The organism is Streptomyces sp. NPDC030840 (genome assembly GCF_055572015.1).
Genome location: NZ_JBVIEE010000018.1, coordinates 18,702 through 41,764 on the forward strand (window position 1 = coordinate 18,702; position 23,063 = coordinate 41,764).

At 71.1% G+C, this 23,063-nt stretch carries 21 protein-coding genes; 12 read left to right on the forward strand and 9 right to left on the reverse strand.

Features of this window, described 5'->3' with window-relative positions:
* Nucleotides 1-20: 20 nt before the first annotated feature.
* Nucleotides 21-908 carry a glycoside hydrolase family 19 protein gene (locus ACZ49J_RS31275; RefSeq protein WP_467454063.1) on the reverse strand — a complete coding sequence of 296 codons (888 nt, stop codon included), beginning with the start codon at nucleotides 906-908 and terminating at the stop codon, nucleotides 21-23.
* A gap of 269 nt (nucleotides 909-1,177) precedes the next feature.
* On the opposite strand from ACZ49J_RS31275, the gene ACZ49J_RS31280 reads away from it, so the two are divergent.
* Nucleotides 1,178-2,248 (forward strand): acyl-CoA dehydrogenase family protein, encoded by a 1,071-nt coding sequence (locus ACZ49J_RS31280; RefSeq protein WP_467454062.1) that lies wholly within the window; start codon nucleotides 1,178-1,180, stop codon nucleotides 2,246-2,248.
* A gap of 162 nt (nucleotides 2,249-2,410) precedes the next feature.
* Here the strand turns inward: ACZ49J_RS31280 and ACZ49J_RS31285 are convergent, their stop codons facing one another.
* Nucleotides 2,411-2,839, reverse strand: coding sequence for a hydrolase (locus tag ACZ49J_RS31285; RefSeq protein ID WP_467454061.1), 429 nt, complete (start codon nucleotides 2,837-2,839; stop codon nucleotides 2,411-2,413).
* 129 nt (nucleotides 2,840-2,968) lie between these two features.
* On the opposite strand from ACZ49J_RS31285, the gene ACZ49J_RS31290 reads away from it, so the two are divergent.
* A complete protein-coding gene (locus ACZ49J_RS31290; protein WP_467454060.1) occupies nucleotides 2,969-3,421 on the forward strand; it encodes an SPW repeat protein in 453 nt (150 codons plus the stop codon).
* Nucleotides 3,422-3,536: 115 nt separating this feature from the next.
* Here ACZ49J_RS31290 and ACZ49J_RS31295 read toward each other — a convergent pair whose 3' ends face one another.
* Nucleotides 3,537-4,304, reverse strand: coding sequence for an ArsR/SmtB family transcription factor (locus tag ACZ49J_RS31295; RefSeq protein WP_467454085.1), 768 nt, complete (start codon nucleotides 4,302-4,304; stop codon nucleotides 3,537-3,539).
* A 159-nt stretch (nucleotides 4,305-4,463) separates the two neighbouring features.
* Here ACZ49J_RS31295 and ACZ49J_RS31300 point away from each other — a divergent pair, with 159 nt between their 5' ends.
* The 3 genes from ACZ49J_RS31300 (at nucleotide 4,464) to ACZ49J_RS31310 (ending at nucleotide 6,636) form a co-directional block, all read left to right on the forward strand.
* Complete coding sequence (locus ACZ49J_RS31300; protein ID WP_467454059.1) at nucleotides 4,464-5,672, forward strand: aminoglycoside phosphotransferase family protein; 1,209 nt, start codon at nucleotides 4,464-4,466, stop codon at nucleotides 5,670-5,672.
* 70 nt (nucleotides 5,673-5,742) lie between these two features.
* Nucleotides 5,743-6,297 (forward strand): GNAT family N-acetyltransferase, encoded by a 555-nt coding sequence (locus ACZ49J_RS31305; protein ID WP_467454057.1) that lies wholly within the window; start codon nucleotides 5,743-5,745, stop codon nucleotides 6,295-6,297.
* Between the two features lie 75 nt (nucleotides 6,298-6,372).
* Nucleotides 6,373-6,636 carry a GlsB/YeaQ/YmgE family stress response membrane protein gene (locus ACZ49J_RS31310; RefSeq protein WP_467454055.1) on the forward strand — a complete coding sequence of 88 codons (264 nt, stop codon included), beginning with the start codon at nucleotides 6,373-6,375 and terminating at the stop codon, nucleotides 6,634-6,636.
* A gap of 468 nt (nucleotides 6,637-7,104) precedes the next feature.
* On the opposite strand, the gene ACZ49J_RS31315 is transcribed toward ACZ49J_RS31310, so the two are convergent.
* Complete coding sequence (locus tag ACZ49J_RS31315) at nucleotides 7,105-7,896, reverse strand: GNAT family N-acetyltransferase (RefSeq protein ID WP_467454054.1); 792 nt, start codon at nucleotides 7,894-7,896, stop codon at nucleotides 7,105-7,107.
* Nucleotides 7,897-7,978: 82 nt separating this feature from the next.
* Nucleotides 7,979-10,357: a glycoside hydrolase family 65 protein gene (locus ACZ49J_RS31320; protein ID WP_467454052.1), complete on the reverse strand. Its 2,379-nt coding sequence runs from the start codon at nucleotides 10,355-10,357 to the stop codon at nucleotides 7,979-7,981.
* Between the two features lie 205 nt (nucleotides 10,358-10,562).
* On the opposite strand from ACZ49J_RS31320, the gene ACZ49J_RS31325 reads away from it, so the two are divergent.
* Nucleotides 10,563-11,054 (forward strand): nucleoside deaminase, encoded by a 492-nt coding sequence (locus ACZ49J_RS31325; protein ID WP_467454051.1) that lies wholly within the window; start codon nucleotides 10,563-10,565, stop codon nucleotides 11,052-11,054.
* 51 nt (nucleotides 11,055-11,105) lie between these two features.
* Entirely contained in the window at nucleotides 11,106-12,236 is a 1,131-nt protein-coding gene (locus ACZ49J_RS31330; protein ID WP_467454050.1) for an acyltransferase family protein, read from the forward strand.
* Between the two features lie 25 nt (nucleotides 12,237-12,261).
* Here the strand turns inward: ACZ49J_RS31330 and ACZ49J_RS31335 are convergent, their stop codons facing one another.
* The 4 genes from ACZ49J_RS31335 to ACZ49J_RS31350 all read right to left on the reverse strand — a co-directional run bounded on the left by ACZ49J_RS31335 (nucleotide 12,262) and on the right by ACZ49J_RS31350 (nucleotide 16,378).
* Nucleotides 12,262-13,281: a Gfo/Idh/MocA family protein gene (locus tag ACZ49J_RS31335; RefSeq protein WP_467454049.1), complete on the reverse strand. Its 1,020-nt coding sequence runs from the start codon at nucleotides 13,279-13,281 to the stop codon at nucleotides 12,262-12,264.
* An 85-nt stretch (nucleotides 13,282-13,366) separates the two neighbouring features.
* Entirely contained in the window at nucleotides 13,367-14,278 is a 912-nt protein-coding gene (locus tag ACZ49J_RS31340; RefSeq protein ID WP_467454048.1) for an ATP-binding cassette domain-containing protein, read from the reverse strand.
* Nucleotides 14,279-14,285: 7 nt separating this feature from the next.
* On the reverse strand, nucleotides 14,286-15,362 hold the full coding sequence (locus ACZ49J_RS31345; RefSeq protein ID WP_467454046.1) for an ABC transporter permease: 1,077 nt from the start codon (nucleotides 15,360-15,362) through the stop codon (nucleotides 14,286-14,288).
* The gene (locus ACZ49J_RS31350; protein ID WP_467454045.1) at nucleotides 15,362-16,378 is read right to left on the reverse strand and encodes a sugar ABC transporter substrate-binding protein; all 1,017 of its coding nucleotides are present in this window, start codon (nucleotides 16,376-16,378) and stop codon (nucleotides 15,362-15,364) included. Before ACZ49J_RS31350 ends, ACZ49J_RS31345 begins: the two co-directional genes overlap by 1 nt.
* 326 nt (nucleotides 16,379-16,704) lie before the next feature.
* Between ACZ49J_RS31350 and iolC the strand changes: the two genes are divergently transcribed.
* From iolC to ACZ49J_RS31375, 5 genes are all read left to right on the forward strand, one after another.
* Complete coding sequence (gene iolC / locus ACZ49J_RS31355) at nucleotides 16,705-17,661, forward strand: 5-dehydro-2-deoxygluconokinase (protein WP_467454044.1); 957 nt, start codon at nucleotides 16,705-16,707, stop codon at nucleotides 17,659-17,661.
* A 30-nt stretch (nucleotides 17,662-17,691) separates the two neighbouring features.
* A complete protein-coding gene (locus tag ACZ49J_RS31360) occupies nucleotides 17,692-18,570 on the forward strand; it encodes a Cgl0159 family (beta/alpha)8-fold protein (RefSeq protein WP_467454043.1) in 879 nt (292 codons plus the stop codon).
* A gap of 94 nt (nucleotides 18,571-18,664) precedes the next feature.
* Entirely contained in the window at nucleotides 18,665-19,546 is an 882-nt protein-coding gene (iolB, locus tag ACZ49J_RS31365) for a 5-deoxy-glucuronate isomerase (RefSeq protein ID WP_467454042.1), read from the forward strand.
* Between the two features lie 47 nt (nucleotides 19,547-19,593).
* On the forward strand, nucleotides 19,594-21,477 hold the full coding sequence (iolD, locus tag ACZ49J_RS31370) for a 3D-(3,5/4)-trihydroxycyclohexane-1,2-dione acylhydrolase (decyclizing) (RefSeq protein WP_467454041.1): 1,884 nt from the start codon (nucleotides 19,594-19,596) through the stop codon (nucleotides 21,475-21,477).
* A gap of 59 nt (nucleotides 21,478-21,536) precedes the next feature.
* Nucleotides 21,537-23,039: a CoA-acylating methylmalonate-semialdehyde dehydrogenase gene (locus ACZ49J_RS31375; RefSeq protein ID WP_467454040.1), complete on the forward strand. Its 1,503-nt coding sequence runs from the start codon at nucleotides 21,537-21,539 to the stop codon at nucleotides 23,037-23,039.
* The last annotated feature ends 24 nt before the right edge of the window (nucleotides 23,040-23,063 follow it).

Below are 23,063 nucleotides of genomic sequence, written 5' to 3' on the forward strand. Positions count from 1 at the left end.
TCATGGGCCACCGAGCGCCGTCAGCAGTAGAGGTTGCCGCCGGGTGAAGTCCCGAGGATCCCTGTGAACCGCTGGTAGTTGTTCACGCGGCTCTGCACCTGCGCGGGGTTCTTGCCGTCGCACTCCAGCGAGCCGTTGATGCTGCGGATCGTCTGGCCGAAGCCCGCGCCGTTGACCATCGCGTTGTGGCCGGTCATCGTGCCGGGTCCGGTCTGGGTGTTCCAGTACCACAGGGCGGTCTTCCAGGCGACGGCCGCGTCGTTCTGCACCAGCCAGGGGTTGTTCAGCAGATCGATGCCGAGGGCGTCGCCCGCGGCCTTGTAGTTGAAGTTCCAGCTGAGCTGGATGGGGCCGCGCCCGTAGTAGGCGGCCTGACCGGCCGGGCAGCCGTACGGCCTGTTCCCGTCACAGTAGGTGGGGTAGTTGGAGGTGTTCTGCTCCACGATGTGCACCAGGCCGCCGGTCTCGTGGCTGACGTTGGCGAGGAAGGCGGCCGCCTCCCGCTTCTTGACGGTGTCGCTGCCGGTGTTGGCGAAGGCCGGGTAGGCGCTCATGGCCGCCCTCAGGCCGCTGTACGTGTAGAAGGAGTTCCTGTTCGGGAACATCTGGTTGAACTGGGCCTCGCTGACGACGAAGCCGGAGGGGTTCGACGGTCCGCTGTCGCACGCGTACGGCTCCCAGTACCAGGTGCTGATCGTGGGGTCGTACCCGGGGTTGTCGTGTTCGGCGATGTACGCCTTGCCGTCGGTGTAGCGGACGATGTCGCCGGTGACGTAGGACCTGCCGGCCACCCAGCTCGGGTAGCTCGAACAGGGCGCGGCGGACGCGCTCTGGGCGGGCAGCAGAACGGGAGCGGCGGTTCCGACGACGAGCGCGGCCAGGACCGCTGAGACGCGGCGTCTTGACACGGGATCAACTCCTTTGCGGAGCACGGCCACACCCGTACGAGGGCAGGCTGGAGCAGGGCCTCGTGCACACGTGCCGGCGGGCCGGTCACGGCGTGGGGGCGGCCGTGGTGGGGGGTTGTGGTCGCACACTCAACCGCCTTGGTCTGGACCAGTCAAGGGTGTAGACCAGTCAATCGGCGGTGCCGTTGCGCGAAGGCTCCAGTGGCCGCCGTCGTACGACACGCCCCGGGATCGGCACCCCGCGCCACCTCACCGGGAGAATCGTCCGCATGACCACCGCACCCCACCCGCTCGTCAGCCGCGCCCGCCACCTCGCGGACGATCTCCTCGCACCGCAGGCGGAGCGGGTCGACCAGGAGGGCCTGCCGCAGAGCCACATCGAGGCCGTGAAACGTTCGGGCCTGCTGGGCATGAGCGCTCCGGTGGAGTACGGCGGGGCGGGCGCGCCCGCCCCGGTGGCCCGGGAGATCGCCGAGATCCTGTCCGGGGCGTGCTGCTCCACGTGGTTCGTGCAGACCCAGCACCACACCCCGGTGAAACTGCTGGCGGACTCCCGGCTCCCGGTGCGCGAACGCCTGTTGCGCCCGCTCGCCACCGGCGAACTGCTCTCCGGTGTCGCCTACGCCCACGTTCGCGCCTTCCCCCGTGTACTTGTGCGCGCGAGCCCCGAGCGCGGCGGCTGGCGCTTCGACGGCACCGTGCCGTGGTACACGGGCTGGGGCCTGAACGACGTGATGCTGCTGGCGGGGCTGACCGACGGGGACGAGGTCGTGTTCGCCGCCGCCGAGGCCCGCGAGCAGCCGGGAATGCGCCCCTCGCCGCCGATGCGGCTCGCGGCCCTCACCGCCGGCCGCACGGTGTCCCTGGAACTGGACGGCCTGTGGCTGCCGGATGACGCCCTGGTGCTGCGGGCCCCGCAGAGGAGCTTCGCCGTGATCGACCGGCCCAGGAACACGAACGTCTCACCCGCCGTCTTCGGCGTGGCGTACGCGGCACTGGGACTGCTCGGGTCAGACCCGGACGCGAAGGCCACCGCGCGTTCCCTGCGCACCCGCCTGGACAGCGTCCGGCAGCAGGCCTACGCCCTGGCCGACCACCCCGTACCGCACGAACGCGTCGACGAGCGACTGGCGCTCAAGACGCGGGCCTACGACCTGCTGCGCGCCGCGACCACCGCCGCGATCGTGGCCGGCGGCGGGCGCTCCATGACCCTGGGCAACCGTGCCCAGCGGCTGGCCCGTGAAGGCATGTTCCTCCTGATCCAGGGGCAGACGGCGGAGGTGCGCCGGGCACATCTCGGGGCGCTCGGGGCCTCGTCCCCGGCCCCGGCGACAGGGTGAGTCACCGGGCCCCCACCACTGAGCTCTCGAACCGCACGTGCGCGTGGGCCGAGGAGGCACTCCGCGCGGAAGGAGTGCTGCCGCAGGCCCCGTGCCCGGCGCATCGACCGGATGTCCTCGCCGAATTCGTGGAGAGCGGCATCGCGCACCTCTGACACCGCGTCAACCGCGGATCACGCGCTTGAAGCCGATGAGGGTCCGGTAGCGGTCGCGCGCGGCGAAGTCGGCCATGCTCCACACCGCCGGGCGCCCTGCCTCCGCGCCGAGGTGGAGCACCCGCCCCTCCCCCACGACCACACCGACATGGGCGCCCCAGGCGTCCTCGGTGGCGCCGAAGAGGGCCAGGTCCAGGGGCTCGGCGTCGGTCACGCGGACGGTGCGCGCGGTGTCGTGCCACAGCTCGCTCGACCGCCACGGGGGAACCTCGACCCCGTACAGCCGGAGTACTTCGTACGCGAAGAACTGGCAGTTGGCGCCCTCGGCGAGCCCGGGGTTCTCCGTGACGGACCGCGAGCCGGGGAAGCGCGCGCCGACGTAGGGGGTCGACCACCAGGTCCGGGGAATGCCCGCCAGGAGCGCCGCCTCGTTCACCCGCGCCCTCCACCCCTCACGGAACCCACCCACCACTACACATAAAGAAAAAATAAGAGCAGAATGAGGATACGCGGCGCTTACCGCATACCCGGCGGTCGGACCCGCTGAGAACGAAGGAGACGAGTCATGGCCAACGTCTCACCCAGGGGTGACATCACCAGCCATCCTGACGTGACCGAAATGCGGGAGAGGTACGCCCGCATGCTCGGTGGTCGCGATGTGGCGCTCGTGGACGGACCGGTGTTCCTGCTCGGTCTGTACTGCGCCGTATCCCCGTGGATACTGCACTTCACGGCCAACCAGCCCGCTCTTGTCCCGCACAACCTGATCATCGGCATCGCCATCGGCCTGCTGGCCCTCGGCTTCACCGCCGCCCCCGCGAGGATGTACGGCCTGAGCTGGGCCACGTCCGCCATCGGCGTCTGGATGATCATCTCGCCGTGGGTCGTCGGCACGGACCCGGACGCCGGCGTCATCGTCAACAACGTCATCATCGGCGGCCTGGCCGTCATGCTGGGGCTGCTGTGCGCGGCCACGGCGGCCAGGGCCACATCGCGGAGCGCGGCTCCTCCGATGTGACAGAAACGCCCGCGAGGGGAACCGGCGGCCGGTCCGCCTCGGCGGCCCGGCCGTCGCCGCTCCTCCGCCGGACGAGACCGGACGAGACCGAGTGAGGCCGACTCCAGGGTGCTGCTCAGCGGGCCGGCATCAGCCACGGCTGCTCGGGCAGCGGACTGCCGGTTTCCAGCAGCGACTTGAGGTTGGACAGCACGGCGGGCCAGCCGGACGACACATCGGCTTGCGCCGCCTCGTCGGCCAGGCCCTCCTCGGTGACCGTGAGGCGAACGATGCCTCGGTGCCGCTGGATCTCGAAGGTGATCCGGGAGTGCTTCTCCTCCCGCCCCTCGTCCTCGGGCGCGACCCCGGTCAGTACCAGACGCGTCGGCCGCTCGCTCTCCACCACGGCGCCGACCGCGTCGGCGATGCCCGATCCGTCCGTCCGGCGGTGTTCCCAACGGGAGCCCGGCCTCCAGTCGGAGACATTGCTGTGCCCCCAGTACACGGCCGTCAGATCCGCGTCGGTGAGCGCGTCCCAGACCTTCTCGGGCGTGCTCTCGATGTAGATGACGTACACGAATGCCGGCTTCTCGGCCATCGCTTCCTCCGCTCGTCGCTTCACGGCGCCGAGCGCGCGCAGCCGCGGGCGCTCGAACTTGTCGATCCACCGCTCCTGGATCTCGTGGAGCGGGACGGGATTGAGGTAGTGCAACTTCTCCCGGCCCCGCCGCACCGTGCTGACCAGGTTGGCGGCCTCCAGGACGGCCAGGTGCTGGGTCACCGACTGCCGCGCCATGTCGATGCGGGCGCACAGCTCACCCAGCGTCTGGCCGTTGTGTTCGTGCAGCCGGTCGAGCAGCCGCCGCCGCGTCGGGTCGGCCAGCGCCTTGAACGCCAGGTCCATGGGGGTGTCGCCCTCTGATCGCACACTCAACGTTATGCAGTTGGTTGCCTGCATGTCAATCGAGAGCACGCGCAGCCCCGCCACGGATCCGTGGCGGGGCTGCCCGCGGCCGATGGAAATTCGCTCGCTCCGGCCCATCGCGACCAGCACACTGACACCGTGAGTCGAACCGTCAGCGCGTGGGTGACATCGGGTGGGGAGGTCCTCGGCTCGATCGGCCCCTTTTCCGTGGACGTCCCGTGGTGGGCCGAGGTCGAGCCGGTCGTGGTCCGGTTACGGGACGCGCTCCGGGTACCCGTGGCCGTTCTGCGGCTCCTGACCGTCGACGGGGGCGAGGGCGGGCGCGACGGCCATGTGACGTACCACGTGGAGGCGTTGGAGCATCCCGGGCCGGGCGTCCTCGAACAACGCCCGCCCCCTCAGGGAGTGCTGGACGGGCACGCGCCGCTCCGCTCGCCCTGGGCACGGGCCGACGGGCTGCGGGAGCTGCTCGACTGGGCGTCCCGATCCCTGGCCGCCTCGGGACGTCCGGTGACCGGTCCGGTCGAGCAGCGAAAAACCTGGAACCTGGCCGGGCTGTTCCGGCTGCCCACCGCCCAGGGGACGGTCTGGCTGAAGGCGACACCTCACTTCGCCGCCGACGAGGCCGCCGTGATCGGCGTGTTCGGCGAGGTCGCCCCTGGTCTGGTGCCGACCGTCCTGGGCGCCGGCGAACACCGGGTGCTTCTCGAGCACATTCCCGGCGAGGACTGCTGGGGGGCCTCCCCCGAGACGGCACGGGCCGGTGTGCACCGTTTCGTCGCGGCGCAGGCGGACTTGGCGTCCGGCCGTCCCGTATGGCTGCGGGACGGCCGCGACGAGCTGCTGGCCGCCCGGGTACGGGACCTGCTCGACGGCGCCGTCCCCCTGGACATCACTGCCGAGGAGCGGTCCGCGGCACGGGAGTTGGCGGAGCGCTGGCCCCTGCTCGCCGAGTGCGGCCTGCCGGACACGGTGGTTCACGGCGACTTCCACCCGGGCAACTGGCGCGCCCACGGCGGCTCGACCGTCGTCGTGGACTTCGCCGACACCTACTGGGGCAATCCCGTCCTCGACGGTCTGCGGCTCCTGGACTTCCTCTCCGGACCGGCGCGCTCGGCGGCCGCGGGCGCCTGGGTGGACGCCTGGAGAACGCATGCCCCCGCCAGTGACCCGGCCCGCGCCCTGGCGCTCGCCGAACCACTGGCTCAGCTCGCCTACGCCGTCCGGTACCAGGAGTTCCTGGACGGGATCGAGCCGTCCGAGCGGCCGTACCACGAGGGTGATCCGGCCGCGGTGATCCGTGAGGCGGTGCGGCCCGCGGGGAACCCACGCCTGTACGTGCCCTGACAGGGCGCCGAGCGCATGCCCAGGCCGGGCATCCTTGGCCGCTCACCCGGACCCGCGACAGGATCTCCTCATGGACGCCCAGGAACCTCTGCCCCTCCCGTCACCTCTCCACCTGCGCGGCTTCGGCCTGCGTCTGCGCGAGTGGCGGGACGACGACGCGCAGGCCCTCGTGGCGCTGTACGACGACGCCGAGATGGCCCGCTGGACTCCCGTACCCTCCCCCTTCGACACGGAGGCGGCCGAGGCCTATCTCGCCGCCGCCGCCCAGAAACGGGTCGAGGGCCGGGGAGTCCACCTGGCCATCACCACGGACGGCAGGCATCCCCTGGGCGAGGTCCTGCTGTTCCGCAGCGCCACCGATCCCCGGGACGCCGAACTCGCCTACGGCGTCGGGCCGGCCCACCGTGGCCGGGGTCTGGCCACGAAGGCGGTCCGCCTGGTCACCGAGTACGCCACGCGACAACTGCGCCCGCGTCGCGTGGTGCTGTGCATCGAGGAGGACAACACCGCGAGCGAGGCCGTCGCCAGGGCGACCGGTTTCGCACTCACGGCTGACGAACCGGTCCTGCGCAGGCAGAAGGACCGTGAGATCGCCCTGCGGACGTGGTGCCACCGCGCCGGGTGAAAAAGTTGACCGGACTGCTCCCGCGCCCTGCGGGAACACCCATTGTGCGGGGGATCCTGACGAAATGGGGTGGAGATGGAGATCTCCGGCATCATCAGTGCCATTGTCATCGGCGTCATCATCGGCGTACTGGGACGGCTCGTCGTTCCGGGACGTCAGCGCATCGGCATCCTGCTGACGATCCTCGTCGGCATCGTCGCAGCGCTCATCGGCTCCGCGATCGCCGCCGGCTTCGGCGTGGCCGACACCGACGGCCCCGACTGGATCGAGTGGCTCATCCAGATCGGCCTGGCGGCGCTGGGCGTCGCGGCTCTCGACCGGTCGCGGGCACGACGCTGAGAGCTCGGAGAAGGGCGCCGCACGGGCCTGTGCCTGTCAGGCCCTCGCCACCAGAGCGGCGCATCGCCGGCGACGGCGCGGACGTTACCCGCCGAAGCCCGGCGGCGTGTCGCCCCGCGATGGGCACGCCCGGCGGAAACGCCCACGCTCGACGGCGGCGGCCCGCGCGGGCCGCGTCGGTGAGTTCGGCCCACGGCAGACCCGCCCGTGGTCGCGGCTACGGGGAGCCTGCGGCCGCGGGCCAAGGGTGTCCTCCTCGGTGAGGGCGTGCTCGCCGTGGCAGCCATGGCCGTACCCGAAGACCATCGGCTCGGCGGCGAACCGCCGCGCGCCGGCGGCCTGCTCAGGGCGGTGGCGGCGCGGACGACCACGTCGAAGCGGTGCCGGTGGACGCGGCGCCCTGCCGCGTGGTGGTTCAGCGGGCCGACCCGGATGCCGTTGGCCTGGCCACGGCAGAGCCGGTCGGCCTCACGGCCCCACGGGCGCGGCCGGTGACACGTACGGCGTCGTCGTGGTCAGCGGTTCGAAGCCGAGCCGTTCCAGGATGGGGCGGCTCTGGCTGGTGGCGTCCACCTGGAGGTAGCGGTAGCCGTGCTCGGCGGCGACGCGGGCGCGGTGGGCGACGAGAGCCCGGTAGATGCCGCGTCCGCGCCAGCCCTCCACGGTGCCGCCACCCCACAGGCCGGCGAAGCGCGTGCCGGGCAGCATCTCCATGCGCGCGGCGCTGATCGGGCGGTCCCCGGCGAGGGCGACGACCGCGACGACGGTGTCGGGGTCGGCGGTGAGCTGCGCGAGCAGCTGCTCTCGCATACGGGAGCTGTCCCGGCCGAAGGCCCGCGCGTGGACGTCCGCCACCATGTCGACGCCCGCCTCGTCGGTCACCGGGAGGAGCCGTACGCCCTCCGGCAGCTCGGCGTCGAGGTGAAGCTGCCCGAACTCGGCGATCATCAAGGTCTCCTCGGGCTCGGGCGTGAACCCGGCGGCGCGGAGGCGTTTGCCCAGATCGACGGGGAGGTCGTGTCCGTACAGTTTCCATTCGAACTCGCGGCCGAATCCGGCGAAGTACCGCACCTGTGCGGCGATCGCCTCGTCGGCGGTCGTCTCGTCCAGGTCCGACCAGAGCACCCCGCTCCAGCCGTGCTCGGCACCGACCTGCCGCACCACCCCGTCCGCGCGCTCGATCCGCGCACCGGGCGCGTCGGGGCGCGCCCCTTCCCGCATGTCCCGGTCGAAGAGGGCCAACACCCCAGCGTGACGCATATGGCCACTCCATCACCCCTGGGTCCCCGCGGGCAACGGAATTCACCCGCTTCTCGCGCGAACCCGCGGGTGATGGGCCACTTCAGCGGGGCAGGGTGAGCACGGCGGACTCCCCCGGGGCCACGGAAAGGGTGCGGCCGCCCGTGACGGCCACGGTGATCGGAGCCTCGTCGGAGTCGGGCACGGCGATGTGCAGCCGCCCCCGCCGCAGGTGCAGCCGTACGCCCCAGTGGCCGCGGTAGCGGATCGAGAATCCGTACTCGGACAGCTCCGGCAGCGGGACGGGGTCGAAGCAGAGCTTGCCGTCCCGGGCCTCCAGACCGGTCAGGCCGCGCTGGACGAGGTCGAGGGTCCCGGCCATGGCGCCGAGGTGGATGCCCTCGCCGGTGGTCCCGTCCTGCAGGTCGGCGATGTCCCCGATGAGCGCCTCCTGCACGAAGGCCCAGGCCTGGCCGCGCCGGGCCCTCGCCAGTACCCAGCCGTGGACCAGACTGCTGAGGGTGGAGCCGTGGCTGGTGCGGGCCAGGTAGTGGTCGACGGTGCGCCGCCAGGTCCCGTCGTCCAGGTCGTACCCCAACTGCCCGAACAGCGCCTTGAGTTCGGTCGGCGGGAAGAGGTAACCGAGCATCAGGGCGTCCGCCTGCTTGGACGCCTGGTAGTGGTTGACGGAGTCGTCCTCGGCCTCCAGGATCCGGTCGAGGCGCCGGATGTCGCCGTAGCGCTTCCGGTACCCCTCCCAGTCGAGCTCCGCGAGGTCCCCGTAGCCGGCGAACTGGCTGATGACACCGGCGTGGAAGGGGACGTACAACCTGCGGGAGACGTCCTCCCAGGCCTCGAGTTCGGCGCGGTCCAGGCCGATGCGCTCGAACAGGTCGCGGCGGCGTGTCACGGGCAGGGTCCGCGCCACGTCGAGCGCCCGGGCGAGGACCCAGGCGGCCGTGACATTGGTGTACGCGTTGTCGTCGAGGCCCGGACCGGCCGCGCCGGGGTAGGCCTCGTGGTACTCGTCGGGGCCCACGACGCCGCGGATCCGGTAGCGGCCGAGCGTCTCGTCGTACGAGGCGACGTCGGCCCAGAAGCGGGCGATCTGCATCATCATCTCGGCGCCCTTGGTGTGCAGGAACTCCATGTCCCCGGTCGCCTCGCAGTATCGCCACACGTTGTACGCGACCGCCGAGCCCACGTGGTGCTGGAGCCGGGAATGGTCGGGCAGCCAGCGTCCCGAGCGCGGGTTGAGGTGCAGCCACTGGGTCTCCTCGCGGCCGTCGCTTCCGCTCTGCCAGGGGTACATCGCACCGCGGTGCCCGGCGTCGGCGCCGGCGAAGCAGGCCCGTTCCAGACGCCGGTGCCGGTAGGTCAGCAGGGCCCGGGACACCTCGGGGAAGTGCAGGTTCAGGTACGGCAGCACGAACAGCTCGTCCCAGAAGACGTGCCCGCGGTACGCCTCGCCGTGCAGTCCTCGCGCGGGCACGCCGACGTCGAGTTCGGCGGTGTGCGGGGACAGCGTCTGCAGCACGTGGAAGAGGTGCAGGCGCAGCACCTCGCCCGCGCCGCCCGGCACGTCCGCCTCGGCGTTGCGCCACAGCTGCTGCCAGGCCGTGCGGTGGGAGGCCAGCAGGGTGTCGGCGTCGGGGGCGCGCCGTACGCGGTCGACGGCGGCGTAGAGCGGATCGCTGATCGCCGGGTCGCGGGAGGTGTGCAGGGCGACGGTCTTGTCGACGGTCACCGTGCGGCCGTCGGCCACGGGGAACCGGAACGCGCGGGCGATCCGCCCGTTCTCCTTGACACTGCCCGCCTCGGCCGGGGTGTCGACCGTGGTGCGTGCGGCGAGGCCGATGCGGATGTCGGAGGTACGGGTGCGGCAGCGCAGCCAGACGGCCTTGTGCGGCGCGGTGCCGGTGTGGACGTGTGTGAGGTGCCGGGAGGTCAGCGCGCGGTACCGCTCCACCCCGCTGTTGGTGACCGTGCCGTCGAGACCGGACTCCACCTCCAGCTCCCCCGACCACCCCTCGGGGGTCAACTCGGTGCGCAGGAGCGCGAGATGGGGATCGGCCATGTGGATCAGCCTGAGCTGCCGCACGGCCAGGCGCCGCCCCGCGCTGTCCTCGTAGCGCACCGTGCGCTCCAGGGTCCCCCCTCTCAGGTCCAGGCTCAGCCGGTGACCGAGGACCTTGTCGGTGTCCGGGGACAGCCAGTCGCCGGAGGCGGCGCGGAAACGCAGGGGCAGCCAGTTGGGCAGGTTGACCATGTCCTCGTTCTCGACGCGGCGCCCCCCGACCTGCGAGGTGAGCCGGTTGTAGCAGCCCGCCGCGTACGTGCCCGGGTAGTGCACGTCGTCGGCGGCGCACTCGGGGGCGGCTCCGCGGGTCGCGAAGTAGCCGTTGCCGAGCGTGCACAGTGACTCGCGCAGTCGCTCCTGCGCCGGGTCGTAGCCCTCGTACTCCCAGATCCAGTCGCGCATCCCGACCCTCCGGCACCCGTGGTTCCGCGTCGGCGCGGACCACCGTAACCACGCCGTGATCAGCAGTTCACCATGGGTGAGCGTGCCGCGGGCCCGGCCCACGCCGAGCAGGCGCCTCGCACGTAGGCTGCCGCACGAAGATCGCGGCGCGGGCCGGAGCCGGTCCGCACTGAGGGGAGACCTCACGAGAAAGGTACGTACAACAATGCTGGACGACTCCGAGCTGCGCTACTTACGGCGGTGCGTGGAGCTGGCGACGCAGGCGCTCCAGGCCGGGGACGAGCCGTTCGGGTCGGTGCTCGTCGGCGCCGACGGGACTGTGCTGGCGGAGGACCACAACCGGGTGGCCTCCGGCGACCGCACCCGGCACCCTGAGTTCGAGCTGGCCCGCTGGTCGGCGGCACATCTCACCCCCGGCGAGCGGGCGGCGGCGACCGTGTACACGTCCGGCGAGCACTGTCCGATGTGCGCGGCCGCCCACGCGTGGGTGGGTCTCGGGCGTATCGTCTATGTCGCCTCGTCCGAACAACTCGCCTCCTGGCTGGCCGAGTTGGGGGTGCCCGCGCCCCCGGTGCGGACCCTGCCGGTCAACCAGGTCGCTCCCGGGGTGGCCGTCGAGGGCCCGGTGCCGGAGCTGGCCGGCCAGGTGCGTGCCCTGCACCGCCGGTTCCACCGGGGGGATGGCGGGAAGGAGTGAGCCCCGCGGGACGGGGCAGGCGGTCGGGGTCCGTCCCTCGAGACGCGGAGGATGTCCACCAACGTGACGCAGTACCCCCCGACCGCGACGGCGCCCGCTGCCCGAGGGGCGCCGCCCACCCGCAGGCCCTCGTCGAGGGACCCGTACTTCGACAACGCGAAGTACCTGACGATCGTGCTGGTGGCGTGCGGCCACGCCTGGGAGCCGCTGACCTACGGCAGCCGCGCGGCCACGGCCCTCTACCTGACCGTCTACGCCTTCCACATGCCCGCGTTCGCGCTGATCTCCGGGTACTTCTCGCGGAGCTTCGACATGGCTCCGGGCCGGCTGCGACGGCTGCTGACGGGGGTGGCCCTGCCGTATGTGGTCTTCGAGACGGCGTACACGCTGTTCTACCGGTGGGCGCAGGACGACTGGCGGTACCCGCTGAGCCTGCTGGATCCCTGGTACGTGATGTGGTTCCTGATGGCACTGTTCATCTGGCGGATCACCACTCCCATATGGCTGGCGCTGCGGTATCCGCTGCCGGTCGCGCTCGGTCTCGCCGCGCTGGCCTCGGTGTCACCGGACCTCGGCGGTGACGTCTCGATACAGCGGACCCTGCAGTTCCTGCCGTTCTTCGTGCTGGGACTGACGCTGCGGGCCGAGCACTTCGAACGGCTGCGTACCCGGCGGGTCCGGCTGTGCGCGCTGCCCGTGGGCGCGGGCACGCTGGTGGCGGCCTACTGGGTGGCGCCCTGGTTCGACGCGTCCTGGTTCTACCACCGGAGCGCCGTCACGGGGCAGGGCGCCTCGCGCTGGGTGGGGCTGGTCAGCACACCGGCGCTGTTCGGCCTGGCGCTGCTGCTGACGGCGGCCTTCCTGGCGTGGGTGCCGCGACGGCACACGTGGTTCACGGCGCTGGGCGCGGGGACGATGTACGGCTACCTGCTGCACGGCTTCGTCATCAAGGCGTCCCGCTTCCGGGACTGGTACGCGCCCGCGTGGGTGCACACCCCGTTCGGCGAGCTAGTGGTGACGGCGCTGGCGGTCGGCGGGATCACGCTGCTGTGCTCACCGCCGGTGCGGGCGGTGTTCCGGTACGTCGTGGAGCCGAGGATGGAGTGGGCGTTCCGTTCCCCTGACAAGGATGCCGCGCCTCAGGACAAGGGCGTGCCCCAGGAAGCGGCGCGCACGCGCTGACGGCCTCCTGGGGCACCCGGGTCCCTCAGCCGTAGAAGGCGGGCCGCTCGATCAGCTCCACCTCCACCCGGCCGCCCTGGGCCTGGGCGCGGACGCCCGCCTCGCAGACCGCCGCTGTGGCGTAGCCGTCCCACACGCTCGGGCCGGTGACCTCGCCGCGCCGGGTGGCGTCGACCCAGGCCTGAACCTGGCGGTCGTAGGCACCGGCGAACCGCTCCACGAAGTCCTGGGCGATGGTGCCGCCCCAGCGGCCGGCCGTGTCCGTGACGAGCGACTGCTCCTCGCCGATGCGCGCGGTGCCGCGCTCGCAGACGGCCTCGGCCTTCACCTGGTAGCCGAAGCCGCAGTTCACGTTGATCTCGACGTCGACGATCGCGCCGCCGTCGGTCTCGAAGAGCACGAGCTGAGGGTCCTGCAAACCCTCGGGCGCGTTCTGCGAGGGCGTCGGGCGCAGCACGGTGACCGCCGTGATCTCCTGGTTCAGGAGCCAGCGGGTCACGTCCATCTCGTGCACCACCGAGTCGTTGATGAGCATCTCGGTGGTGAAGCCGGGCGGGCTGGCGGCGTTGCGGTGCCGGTTGTGCACCATCAGCGGCCGGCCCAGCCGCCCGCTGTCGAGCAGCGCCTTGAGCTTCATGTACTCGGCGTCGTAGCGCCGCATGAAGCCCACCTGGACCCGGCGCCGGCCCAGTCTCAGCTCGGCCTCCATCACGCGCAGCGCCGCGGCCGCGTCGGGGGTGAGCGGCTTCTCGCACAGCACCGGCAGGTCGCGCTCGAACGCCGCCAGCAGGGCCGCCTCGTGAGCGGGTCCCGGTGAGGCGATGAGCACGGCGTCGACACCGTCGGCGGCCATGGCGGCGGCCGGGTCGGCGTACGCGGCGCAGCCGTCGATGCCCTCGGCGAGGTTCTGGGCCCGCTCGGCGTCGATGTCCACGACGGCGGACACGTGCGCTCCGCTGATCACCTGGTCGATGCGGCGCACGTGATCGGCGCCCATGCGGCCGGTGCCGATGACGGCGACCCCGAGCGTTCCACGCTGAGTCATGGTGGGGGGTGATCCCTTCGAACGGGTCGCATCGAGTGGGTCGGGCGCCCAGGGAGCGGCGGAACGGAAGCCGGCCCCGGCGGCCTCAGGACTTTCCCTCCGGAGCGGACGCCACGGGTGCGGTGAGGTCCTCCTCCTCGGGGAGCTCCTCGACGTCCACTCCGCTGACCTGCGCCAACTCGTGCTTGAGTGCGGCGAGTTCGGCGCCGCCGGCCATGTGGTTCGTAAGCTCTTCGAGACTGACCTCGCTACGGGAGGCGGACAGCTCCATCGTGCCCAGCCGCAGCACGCTGAAGTGGTCGCCGACCATGTAGGCGTGGTGCGGGTTGTGGGTGATGAAGATGACGCCCAGGCCGCGGTCGCGGGCGGCGGCGATGTACTTCAGCACCACACCCGACTGCTTCACACCGAGGGCGGCCGTCGGCTCGTCCAGGATCAGCACGCGGGCGCCGAAGTAGACCGCGCGGGCGATGGCCACGCACTGGCGCTGACCACCGGAGAGGGTGCCGATGGGCTGCTCCAGGTCGTCGAGGACGATGCCCATGTTGCGCAGTTCCTCGTCGGCGGTCTTCTTCATCTTGTCGATGTCGAGACGGCGCACCGGCCAGGGGCCCTTGGTCATCTCCGAGCCGAGGAAGAAGTTGCGCCACACCGGCATCAGCGGCACGGTGGCCAGGTCCTGGTAGACCGTGGCGATACCGCGGTCCAGGGCCTGGCGCGGGGTGGTGAAGTGCACGCCCTCGCCGTCGACGAGGAACTCGCCCTCGGTGTGCTGGTGCAGCCCAGAGATGATCTTGATGAGGGTGGACTTGCCGGCGCCGTTGTCCCCCAGCACACAGGTCACCTTGCCGGGGTACACCTGAAGGCTGACACCGTGCAGGGCGCGGATGTTGCCGTACGACTTGCCCGCGGCCCTCAGCTCGACGATGGGGGCGTCGCCCTTGGACGGGGCGTCCTTCAGGACGGCCCCCGCGGCCTGGGATTCGTTGGTAGCCATGGGTCACTCACCTCCGGGTCGCCGTGCGGCGGACCCACAGATTGATCAGGGTGGCGCCGAGAAGCATCACGCCGAGGAAGGCCTTGAACCAGTCCGGGTTCCAGCCGGCGTAGACGATGCCCTGGTTCACCATGCCGAACATGAACGCGCCGAATACCGGGCCGATCGCCGAGCCGTAACCACCGGTCAGCAGACAGCCGCCGATCACGGCCGCCGCGATGTAGATCAGCTCCTGGCCGACGCCCTCACCGGACTGCACGGTGGAGAAGGAGAACAGGTTGTGCATGCCGACGAACCAGGCACCGAACCCGACCAGCATGAACAGCGAGATCTTCGTGAACGTCACCGGCACACCCACGGCCCGGGCGCTCTGCTGGTTGCCGCCCACCGCGAAGATCCAGTTGCCGTACTTGGTGCGCAGCAGCACCCACGTCGCGAGCGCCGCGAACACCAGCCAGTACACCACCGTGATCTTGAACGTGACCCCGCCGACCTCGAACGTGGAGGCGAAGACGGCCTTGGCCTGGTCGAAGCCGTCCATGTCACTGATGTTGTCGGTGGCCACGTTCCCGGTGACCAGCTTCGTCACCGCCAGGTTCACGCCCTGCAGGATCAGGAAGGTGCCCAGGGTGACCAGGAAGCTGGGCAGGCCGGTCTTGACCAGCATCCAGCCGTTGAACGCCCCGATCGCCAGCGACACCGCCAGCGCGACGATGACACCCACCCACACGTTCATCGTCAGCTGGTAGCTGACCATGCTCGCGGTCAGCGCCGAGGTGATCACCGCGACACCGGAGGACAGGTCGAACTCCCCGCCGATCATGAGGAGCGCCACCGGCAGCGCCATCAACCCGATCGTCGAGGACTGGTACAGGATGTTGGCCATCGCGCCGGCCTCGCGCACCGGAGGCGCCGCGGCGAGGAAGAAGATGTACACCGCGACCGCGCCGAGGAAGACACCCACCTCGGGGCGGGCCAGCAGCCGCAGCGCCAGCGGGCGCTGCGCGGTGCGCCCGTCGGCCTGCTTCGGGCCGGAGGCCGGCGGTGTGGTCACCGCCGGCGCAGCCTGTTGCGTCATGCTCATCACCGAGTGCCCTTCGCGGCGAACTCAGCCACCGCCTCGACGTTGGACTTGTCCACGAACGCCGGGCCGGTCAGCACCGGCTGCTCGCCGCCGCCCATGTAGTTGCCGTTGTTCTTGTACAGCCACAGCGAGTCGATCGACAGGTAACCCTGCAGGTAGGGCTGCTGGTCCACGGCGAACTCGATGTCACCGTCCTTGATCGCGCTCGTCAGTTCCTTGTTGAGGTCGAACGTGGCGACCTTCGCCTTGCTGCCGGCCTCGTCGACCGACTGGGCGGCGGTCAGGGCGAACGGGGCACCCAGCGCGACGATCTGGTCGATGGAGGAGTCCTGCTTGAGCTTGGCGGTGATCGTGGACTTCACCGACGGCATGTCCGTGCCGTTGACGTTGAGGTTCTCCGTCTTGCCCTCGAACGTCTTCTTCACGCCCGCGCAACGCTGCTCCAGGCCGATGTTGCCCTGCTCCTGGACGACGCAGACGGCGTGCTTGGCACCCTCCTCGTTGAGCTTCTTGCCCAGCGCCTCGCCGGCCACGGTCTCGTCCTGCCCGAAGAACTCCAGGAGGTTCAGCGACTTCCAGTCGCTCAGGCCCGAGTTGAGGCCGACGACGGGGATGCCCGCCTTCTCGGCCTTGGCCACGACGTCCTTCAGGGCGTCCGGCTTGGCGAGGGTGACCGCGATGCCGTCGACCTTCTGGTCGATCGCGTTCTGGACCAGGTTGGCCTGGTTGCCCGCGTTCGGGTCGGCCGAGTAGATGAGCTTGACGTTGTCCTTGTCCGCGGCGGCCTGAGCGCCCTTGCGGACGATGTCCCAGAACGTGTCGCCGGGGGCCTGGTGGGTCACCAGCGCGATCGTCATCCGGGGGGTGTTCGCCTTGCCCGCGGAGGCGCTGTCGCCGCTCTCCTCGGCCTTCTTGCCGCCCGAACTGCTGGAGCAGCCCGCTATGAGCAGCGCGGACGACGCAGCCAACGCGACGAGCGGCGCCACTCGACGAGAGCGGGGGTGAAAACGAACCATCTTTTCTTGCACCTCACTGTGCGACCGGGGGGGGAGGGAACGGGACGGCGTCGGGCGAGCGGCCCGAAGCGGCCCGGGCATTGAAGCCGGGGTCATTGTGCCTGTGGAGCGGCGGTTTCGTTGGGACGGGATACAAGTGCCTGCCCTGCCCAGCTGTCAATACTTTGTTAAGACATCATTTCAGTTGCAGGTCCGAATGTCAGTACAAACTCTTGACATGGGCTCGCCCGGGGACCTACACCTGATGTACGTCCGGGCCAGCGTGCCCGCATCCCCCGCACTCCGGGCCCTCCACGGCCCGCATCCCCGTACGAGGAGTGACGCGCATGCCCGAGTCCGCCGTATCGTTCGACCTCATCACCATGGGCCGCATCGGGGTCGATCTGTACCCGCTGCAGACCGGTGTGCCGCTTCCGCAAGTCGAATCCTTCGGCAAGTTCCTGGGGGGATCGGCGGCCAACGTGGCTGTGGCCGCCGCGCGCCTGGGTCACGCTACCGCTGTGATCACCCGGACCGGCAACGACCCCTTCGGTTCGTATCTTCACGACGCTCTGCGGGAGTTCGGCGTCGACGACCGCTTCGTCACCCCGGTCGACGCGTACCCGACCCCGATCACCTTCTGTGAGATCTTCCCGCCGGACGACTTCCCGCTGTACTTCTACCGTCGGCCCAAGGCTCCGGATCTGGAGATCAACACCGACGAGCTGGACTTCTTCGCCATCCGCGCGGCCCGCATCTTCTGGATCACGGGCACCGGCCTGAGCGAGGAGCCCAGCCGTTCGGCCACCCTCGCTGCCCTCAAGGCACGCGACAAGTCGGGCATCACCGTCTTCGACCTGGACTGGCGCCCGATGTTCTGGGACGACCCCGACTCCGCCCGCCCGTACTACGCCGAGGCCCTGCGCCACGCCACCGTGGCCGTCGGCAACCTCGACGAGTGCGAGATCGCCACCGGCGTCCGCGAACCGCAGGCCTGCGCCGAGGCGCTGCTGGAGGCCGGCGTGGAGCTGGCCGTCGTCAAGCAGGGCCCCAAGGGCGTGCTCGCGGTCCACCGCGACGGCACCACAGCCGAGGTCCCACCGGTGCCCGTGGAGGTCGTCAACGGGCTCGGCGCCGGGGACGCCTTCGGCGGGTCGCTCTGCCACGGCCTGCTCGGCGGCTGGGAGCTGGAGAAGACCATGCGGTACGCCAACGCGGCCGGCGCGCTCGTCGCCTCCCGGCTCGCCTGCTCCTCCGCGATGCCCACCGAGTCGGAGGTCGACGGCCTCCTCGCGCGCGGCTGACCGACGACGACCCCTGAACGGAGCGAAGACTTGAGCATCAGCATCCCCGACCTCGCCACGGTGCGCGCCCGGCACCCGGAGGCCATCGCCGAAGCCGCCGCCCGCCGTGTCCGCCGCCCGCTGATCGGCGACAGCGGACGCCTGATGATCGTGGCCGCCGACCATCCGGCGCGCGGCGCCCTCGGCGTGGGCGATCGCCGCCTGGCCATGGCCAACCGGGCCGACCTGCTGGAGCGCCTGTGCGTCGCCCTGTCCAGGCCGGGCGTGGACGGGGTGCTCGCCACCGCGGACATCCTCGAGGACCTGCTGCTCCTCGGCGTCCTCGACGACAAGGTTGTCATGGGCTCCATGAACCGCGGGGGCCTGGCCGGCGCGTCCTTCGAGATGGACGACCGCTTCACCGGCCACCGCGCCGAGGACATCGAGCGGCTCCGCTTCGACGCCGGAAAGCTGCTGGTGCGCATCGACTACGACGACCCGGGCTCCCTGCGGACCCTGGAGACCACCGCCCGGGCCATCGACGACATGGCGGCGCGACGGCTGCCGCTGTTCGTCGAGCCGTTCCTCTCGCGCCGCGTGGACGGCGCGGTCCGCAACGACCTGAGCTCCGAGGCCGTCACCCGTTCCATCGCGATCGCCTCGGGCCTCGGCGGCACCTCCGCGTACACCTGGCTGAAGCTGCCCGTCACCGAGGACCCCGACGACATGGCGCAGGCGCTGGAGGCGTCCACGCTGCCCGTCGTCCTGCTCGGCGGCGAGGTCGGCGGGGACCAGGAGGGCGCGTACGAGAAGTGGCGCAAGGCGCTCAGGCTGCCCACCGTGCAGGGCATGGTCGTCGGCCGGTCCCTGCTCTACCCCGCCGAGGGCAGTGTCGAGACGGCGGTGGACACCGCGGTCGGTCTGCTCTGAGTCCGGGTAGGTCCTGACAGGCGGGTACGGCCCGCAGGGCGGGTACGGCCCGGAAACCCCCACACACGTCGCGGAACGAGCCGAGGATCACACGATGACCACCACCTACCACCTCCCCGCGGGCAAGGCGACCGGCGACGCCTACTCCGTGAACATCACCCCCGAGTCGGCGGGCTGGGGCTACTCCAGCCTGCGGGTTCTCGAACTGCCGCCGGGCGGCCGGCACACCTTCGACAGCGGCGACAGCGAGTGGATCGTGCTGCCGCTCGCGGGGTCCTGCACGGTCGCCGTCGACGGTGAGACATTCGGGCTGAACGGGCGCGAGAGCGTCTTCAGCGGGGTCAGCGACTTCGCGTACGTACCACGTGACACGCAGGCCTCGATCGCGTCCCGCGACGGCGGGCGGTTCGCCCTGACCGGCGCCCGCTGCGAGCGGCGGCTGCCCGCCCGCTACGGCCCGGCGTCCTCCGTCCCCGTCGAGCTGCGCGGCACGGGCACCTGCTCGCGCCAGGTCAACAACTTCGGGGCGGCAGGCGTCTTCGAGTGCGACAAGCTCATCGCCGTCGAGGTGATCACCCCCGGCGGGAACTGGTCGTCGTTCCCGCCGCACAAGCACGACGAGCACCGGCCCGGTCAGGAGTCGGAGCTGGAGGAGATCTACTACTTCGAGTTCGACGGCCACGACGGCATCCCCGGCCTCGGCTACCAGCGGGTCTCCCCCTCAGGCAAGGGCAGCAACACGGACGTGCTGGCCGAGGTGCGCGGCGGCGACGTCGTCCTGATCCCGGACGGCTGGCACGGGCCCTCCATGGCGCTGCCCGGCCACCACATGTACTACCTCAACGTCATGGCGGGCCCCGACCCGGACCGGGCCTGGCTGATCTGCGACCACCCGGACCACACGTGGATCCGCGACACCTGGCCCCAGCAGCCGGTCGACCCGCGACTGCCCCTCTACACCGCCCCCGCCCAGTGAAGTCCCCCGCAGCCCCCCGCGAAAGCGTCCGTCCCAGTGAGGTCCCGATGAGCCAGCCGAATCCGTCCACGCGACGCCTTACGGTCGCCCAGGCGCTGGTGCAGTTCCTGTCCGCCCAGTACGCCGAGCGCGACGGCGTACGGCACCGGCTGATCGCCGGCACCTGGGGGATCTTCGGCCACGGCAACGTCGCCGGCCTCGGCCAGGCACTGCTGGAGGCCGGCGAGGACACCATGCCGTTCCACCAGGGCCGCAACGAGCAGGCCATGGTGCACGCCGCCGTCGGCTACGCCCGCCAGCTGAACCGGCTCTCCACCCAGGCGGTGACCACGTCCATCGGCCCCGGCGCCACCAACCTGGTCACGGGCGCCGCCCTCGCCACGATCAACCGCCTGCCGGTGCTGCTCCTGCCCGGCGACTACTTCGCCACGCGCCCCGCGGACCCGCTGCTCCAGCAGCTGGAGCACCCCACCGAGGCCGACGTGTCCGTGAACGACACGCTGCGCCCGGTCTCCCGCTACTTCGACCGCGTCACGCGCCCGGAGATGCTGATCCCGTCCGCGCTGAACGCCATGCGGGTGCTGACCGACCCGGCCGAGACCGGCGCGGTCACCCTCGCCCTGCCGCAGGACGTGCAGGCGGAGGCGTTCGACTGGCCGGAGGAGTTCTTCGCCGAGCGCGTGTGGCACGTACGCCGTCCCGCGCCCGACCCGCTGGAGCTCGCCGAGGCCGTACGCGCCATCCGCGCCGCCGAGCGCCCGCTGATCGTCGCGGGCGGCGGCGTCCACCACAGCGAGGCCGAGGAGGCGCTCAAGGCCTTCGTCGAGGCCACCGGCATCCCGGTCGCCTCCACCCAGGCGGGCAAGGGTTCCCTGCGGTACGACCACCCGGCCGACCTCGGCGGTATCGGCCACACCGGCACGGCGGTCTGCGACGCCGTCGCCCGCACCGCGGACCTGGTCATCGGCGTCGGCACGCGCTACAGCGACTTCACGACCGCCTCCAGCACCCTGTTCGAGAAGCCGGACGTCCGGTTCGTCAACCTCAACATCACCGCATTCGACGCCCACAAGCTGGCCGCCCGCGCCCTCGTCGCCGACGCCCGCGCCGGTCTGGAGGCGCTCACCGGCGAGCTCTCCGGCCACCGTGTCCGCGAGGCGTACGAGGCCGAGTACCGCGCCGGCAAGGAGCGCTGGGAGCAGGTCGTGGACGCCGCCTACCACGCGGACGACGAGCACGCGGTACCCACCCAGACGCAGGTGCTGGGCGCCCTGGACTCGGTCGTGGGCGACGACGACGTGGTGATCAACGCGGCCGGTTCGCTCCCCGGCGACCTGCACAAGTTGTGGCGGGCGCGCGGCCCGCGCCAGTACCACCTGGAGTACGGCTACTCCTGCATGGGCTATGAGATCCCGGCCGGCATCGGCGTCCAGCAGGCCGCCCCGGACACCCCCGTGTGGTCACTGGTCGGCGACGGCACCTACCTGATGATGCCGACGGAGATCGTCACCGCGGTCCAGGAGGGCCTGCCGGTCAACCTGGTCCTGATCCAGAACCACGGCTACGCCTCCATCGGCGGCCTCTCCGAGGAGACCGGCGGCGAGCGCTTCGGCACGGCCTACCGGTACCGCGCCGCCGACGGCACCTTCACGGGCGCGCCGCTGCCCGTGGACCTCGCGGCCAACGCCGCCAGCCTCGGCATGGACGTGATCCGCGCCAAGACCGTCCGCGAGCTGCGGGACGCCCTCGCCGCCGCGCGCGCCTCGGACCGGCCGACGTGCGTGTACGTCGAGACCGACCCGACGCCCACCGCTCCCCCGGCCGAGGCCTGGTGGGACGTGCCCGTGGCCGAGGTCGCCTCCCGCGAGGCCGCCGTGGCCGCGCGCGAGAGGTACGACCGCCACGTGGCAGGACAGCGACGGCATCTGTGATCTGACGAGTTCCGCCCTCGACCAACCCAACTCCCCGCTCAGGAAAGGCCCCTCGCACCATGAAGACCATCAGCCACTGGATCGGCGGCAAGCCCGTCGAGGGCACCTCCAGGCGTTTCAGCCCGGTCTACAACCCGGCCACCGGCGCCCAGGAGAAGCAGCTCGCCCTCGCCACGGTCGACGAGGTCGACGCCGCCGTCGCGACCGCCAAGGCCGCCTTCGAGAGCTGGGGCCAGTCCTCGATCGCCAGGCGCACGGCGATCCTGTTCAAGTTCCGCGAGTTGCTCGACGCGCACCGCGACGAGATCGCCGAGCTGATCAGCGCCGAGCACGGCAAGGTCCACTCGGACGCGCTCGGCGAGGTCGCGCGCGGGCTGGAGATCGTGGAGCTGGCCTGCGGGATCAGCGTGCAGCTGAAGGGCGAGCTGTCCACGCAGGTCTCCACCCGTGTCGACGTCGCCTCGATCCGGCAGCCGATCGGCGTGGTCGCCGGCATCACGCCGTTCAACTTCCCCGCCATGGTGCCGATGTGGATGTTCCCGCTCGCGATCGCGTGCGGCAACACCTTCGTGCTCAAGCCGAGCGAGAAGGACCCGTCGGCCTCGTACCGCCTCGCCGAGCTGCTGGCCGAGGCCGGTCTGCCGGACGGTGTGTTCAACATCGTCCAGGGTGACAAGGTGGCGGTGGACCGCCTGCTGGAGCACCCGGACGTCGCGGCGGTGTCCTTCGTGGGCTCGACGCCGATCGCCAAGTACATCCAGCTCAAGGCCGTCGAGCACGACAAGCGCGTACAGGCCCTGGGCGGCGCCAAGAACCACATGCTGGTCCTGCCGGACGCCGACCTGGACTTCGCCGCCGACCAGGCGATCAACGCCGCGTACGGTTCGGCGGGCGAGCGCTGCATGGCCGTGTCGGTCGTGGTCGCGGTCGGCGACACGGGCGACGAGCTCGTGGGCAAGATCGCCGAGCGGGCGAAGAACCTGCGCATCGGCCCCGGCAACGACCCGGCGTCCGAGATGGGCCCGCTGATCACGCGCGAGCACCGCGACAAGGTGGCGTCGTACGTGGCGAGCGCCGCAGAGCAGGGCGCCGAGGTCGTGGTGGACGGCACGGGCTACACGGTCGAGGGACACCCCGAGTGCGCTGACGGCTTCTTCCTGGGCGTCTCCCTGCTGGACAAGGTGCCGGTGACGGCGGACGCGTACAAGGACGAGATCTTCGGCCCCGTGCTGTGCGTGGTGCGCGCCGACACGTACGAGGACGCCATCCAGCTGATCAACAACTCCCGCTGGGGCAACGGCACCGCGATCTTCACGCGGGACGGTGGCGCCGCCCGGCGCTTCCAGCTGGAGGTCCAGGCGGGCATGGTCGGCGTCAACGTGCCGATCCCGGTCCCGGTCGGTTACCACTCGTTCGGCGGCTGGAAGGACTCGCTCTTCGGCGACCTGCACATCTACGGCAATGACGGCGTCGCCTTCTACACGCAGGGCAAGGTGATCACGACCCGCTGGCCCGACCCGGCCGACGGCGGGATCAACCTGGGCTTCCCCAGCAACTCCTGAGCCTCGGGGGCGGCCGGTGCAGGG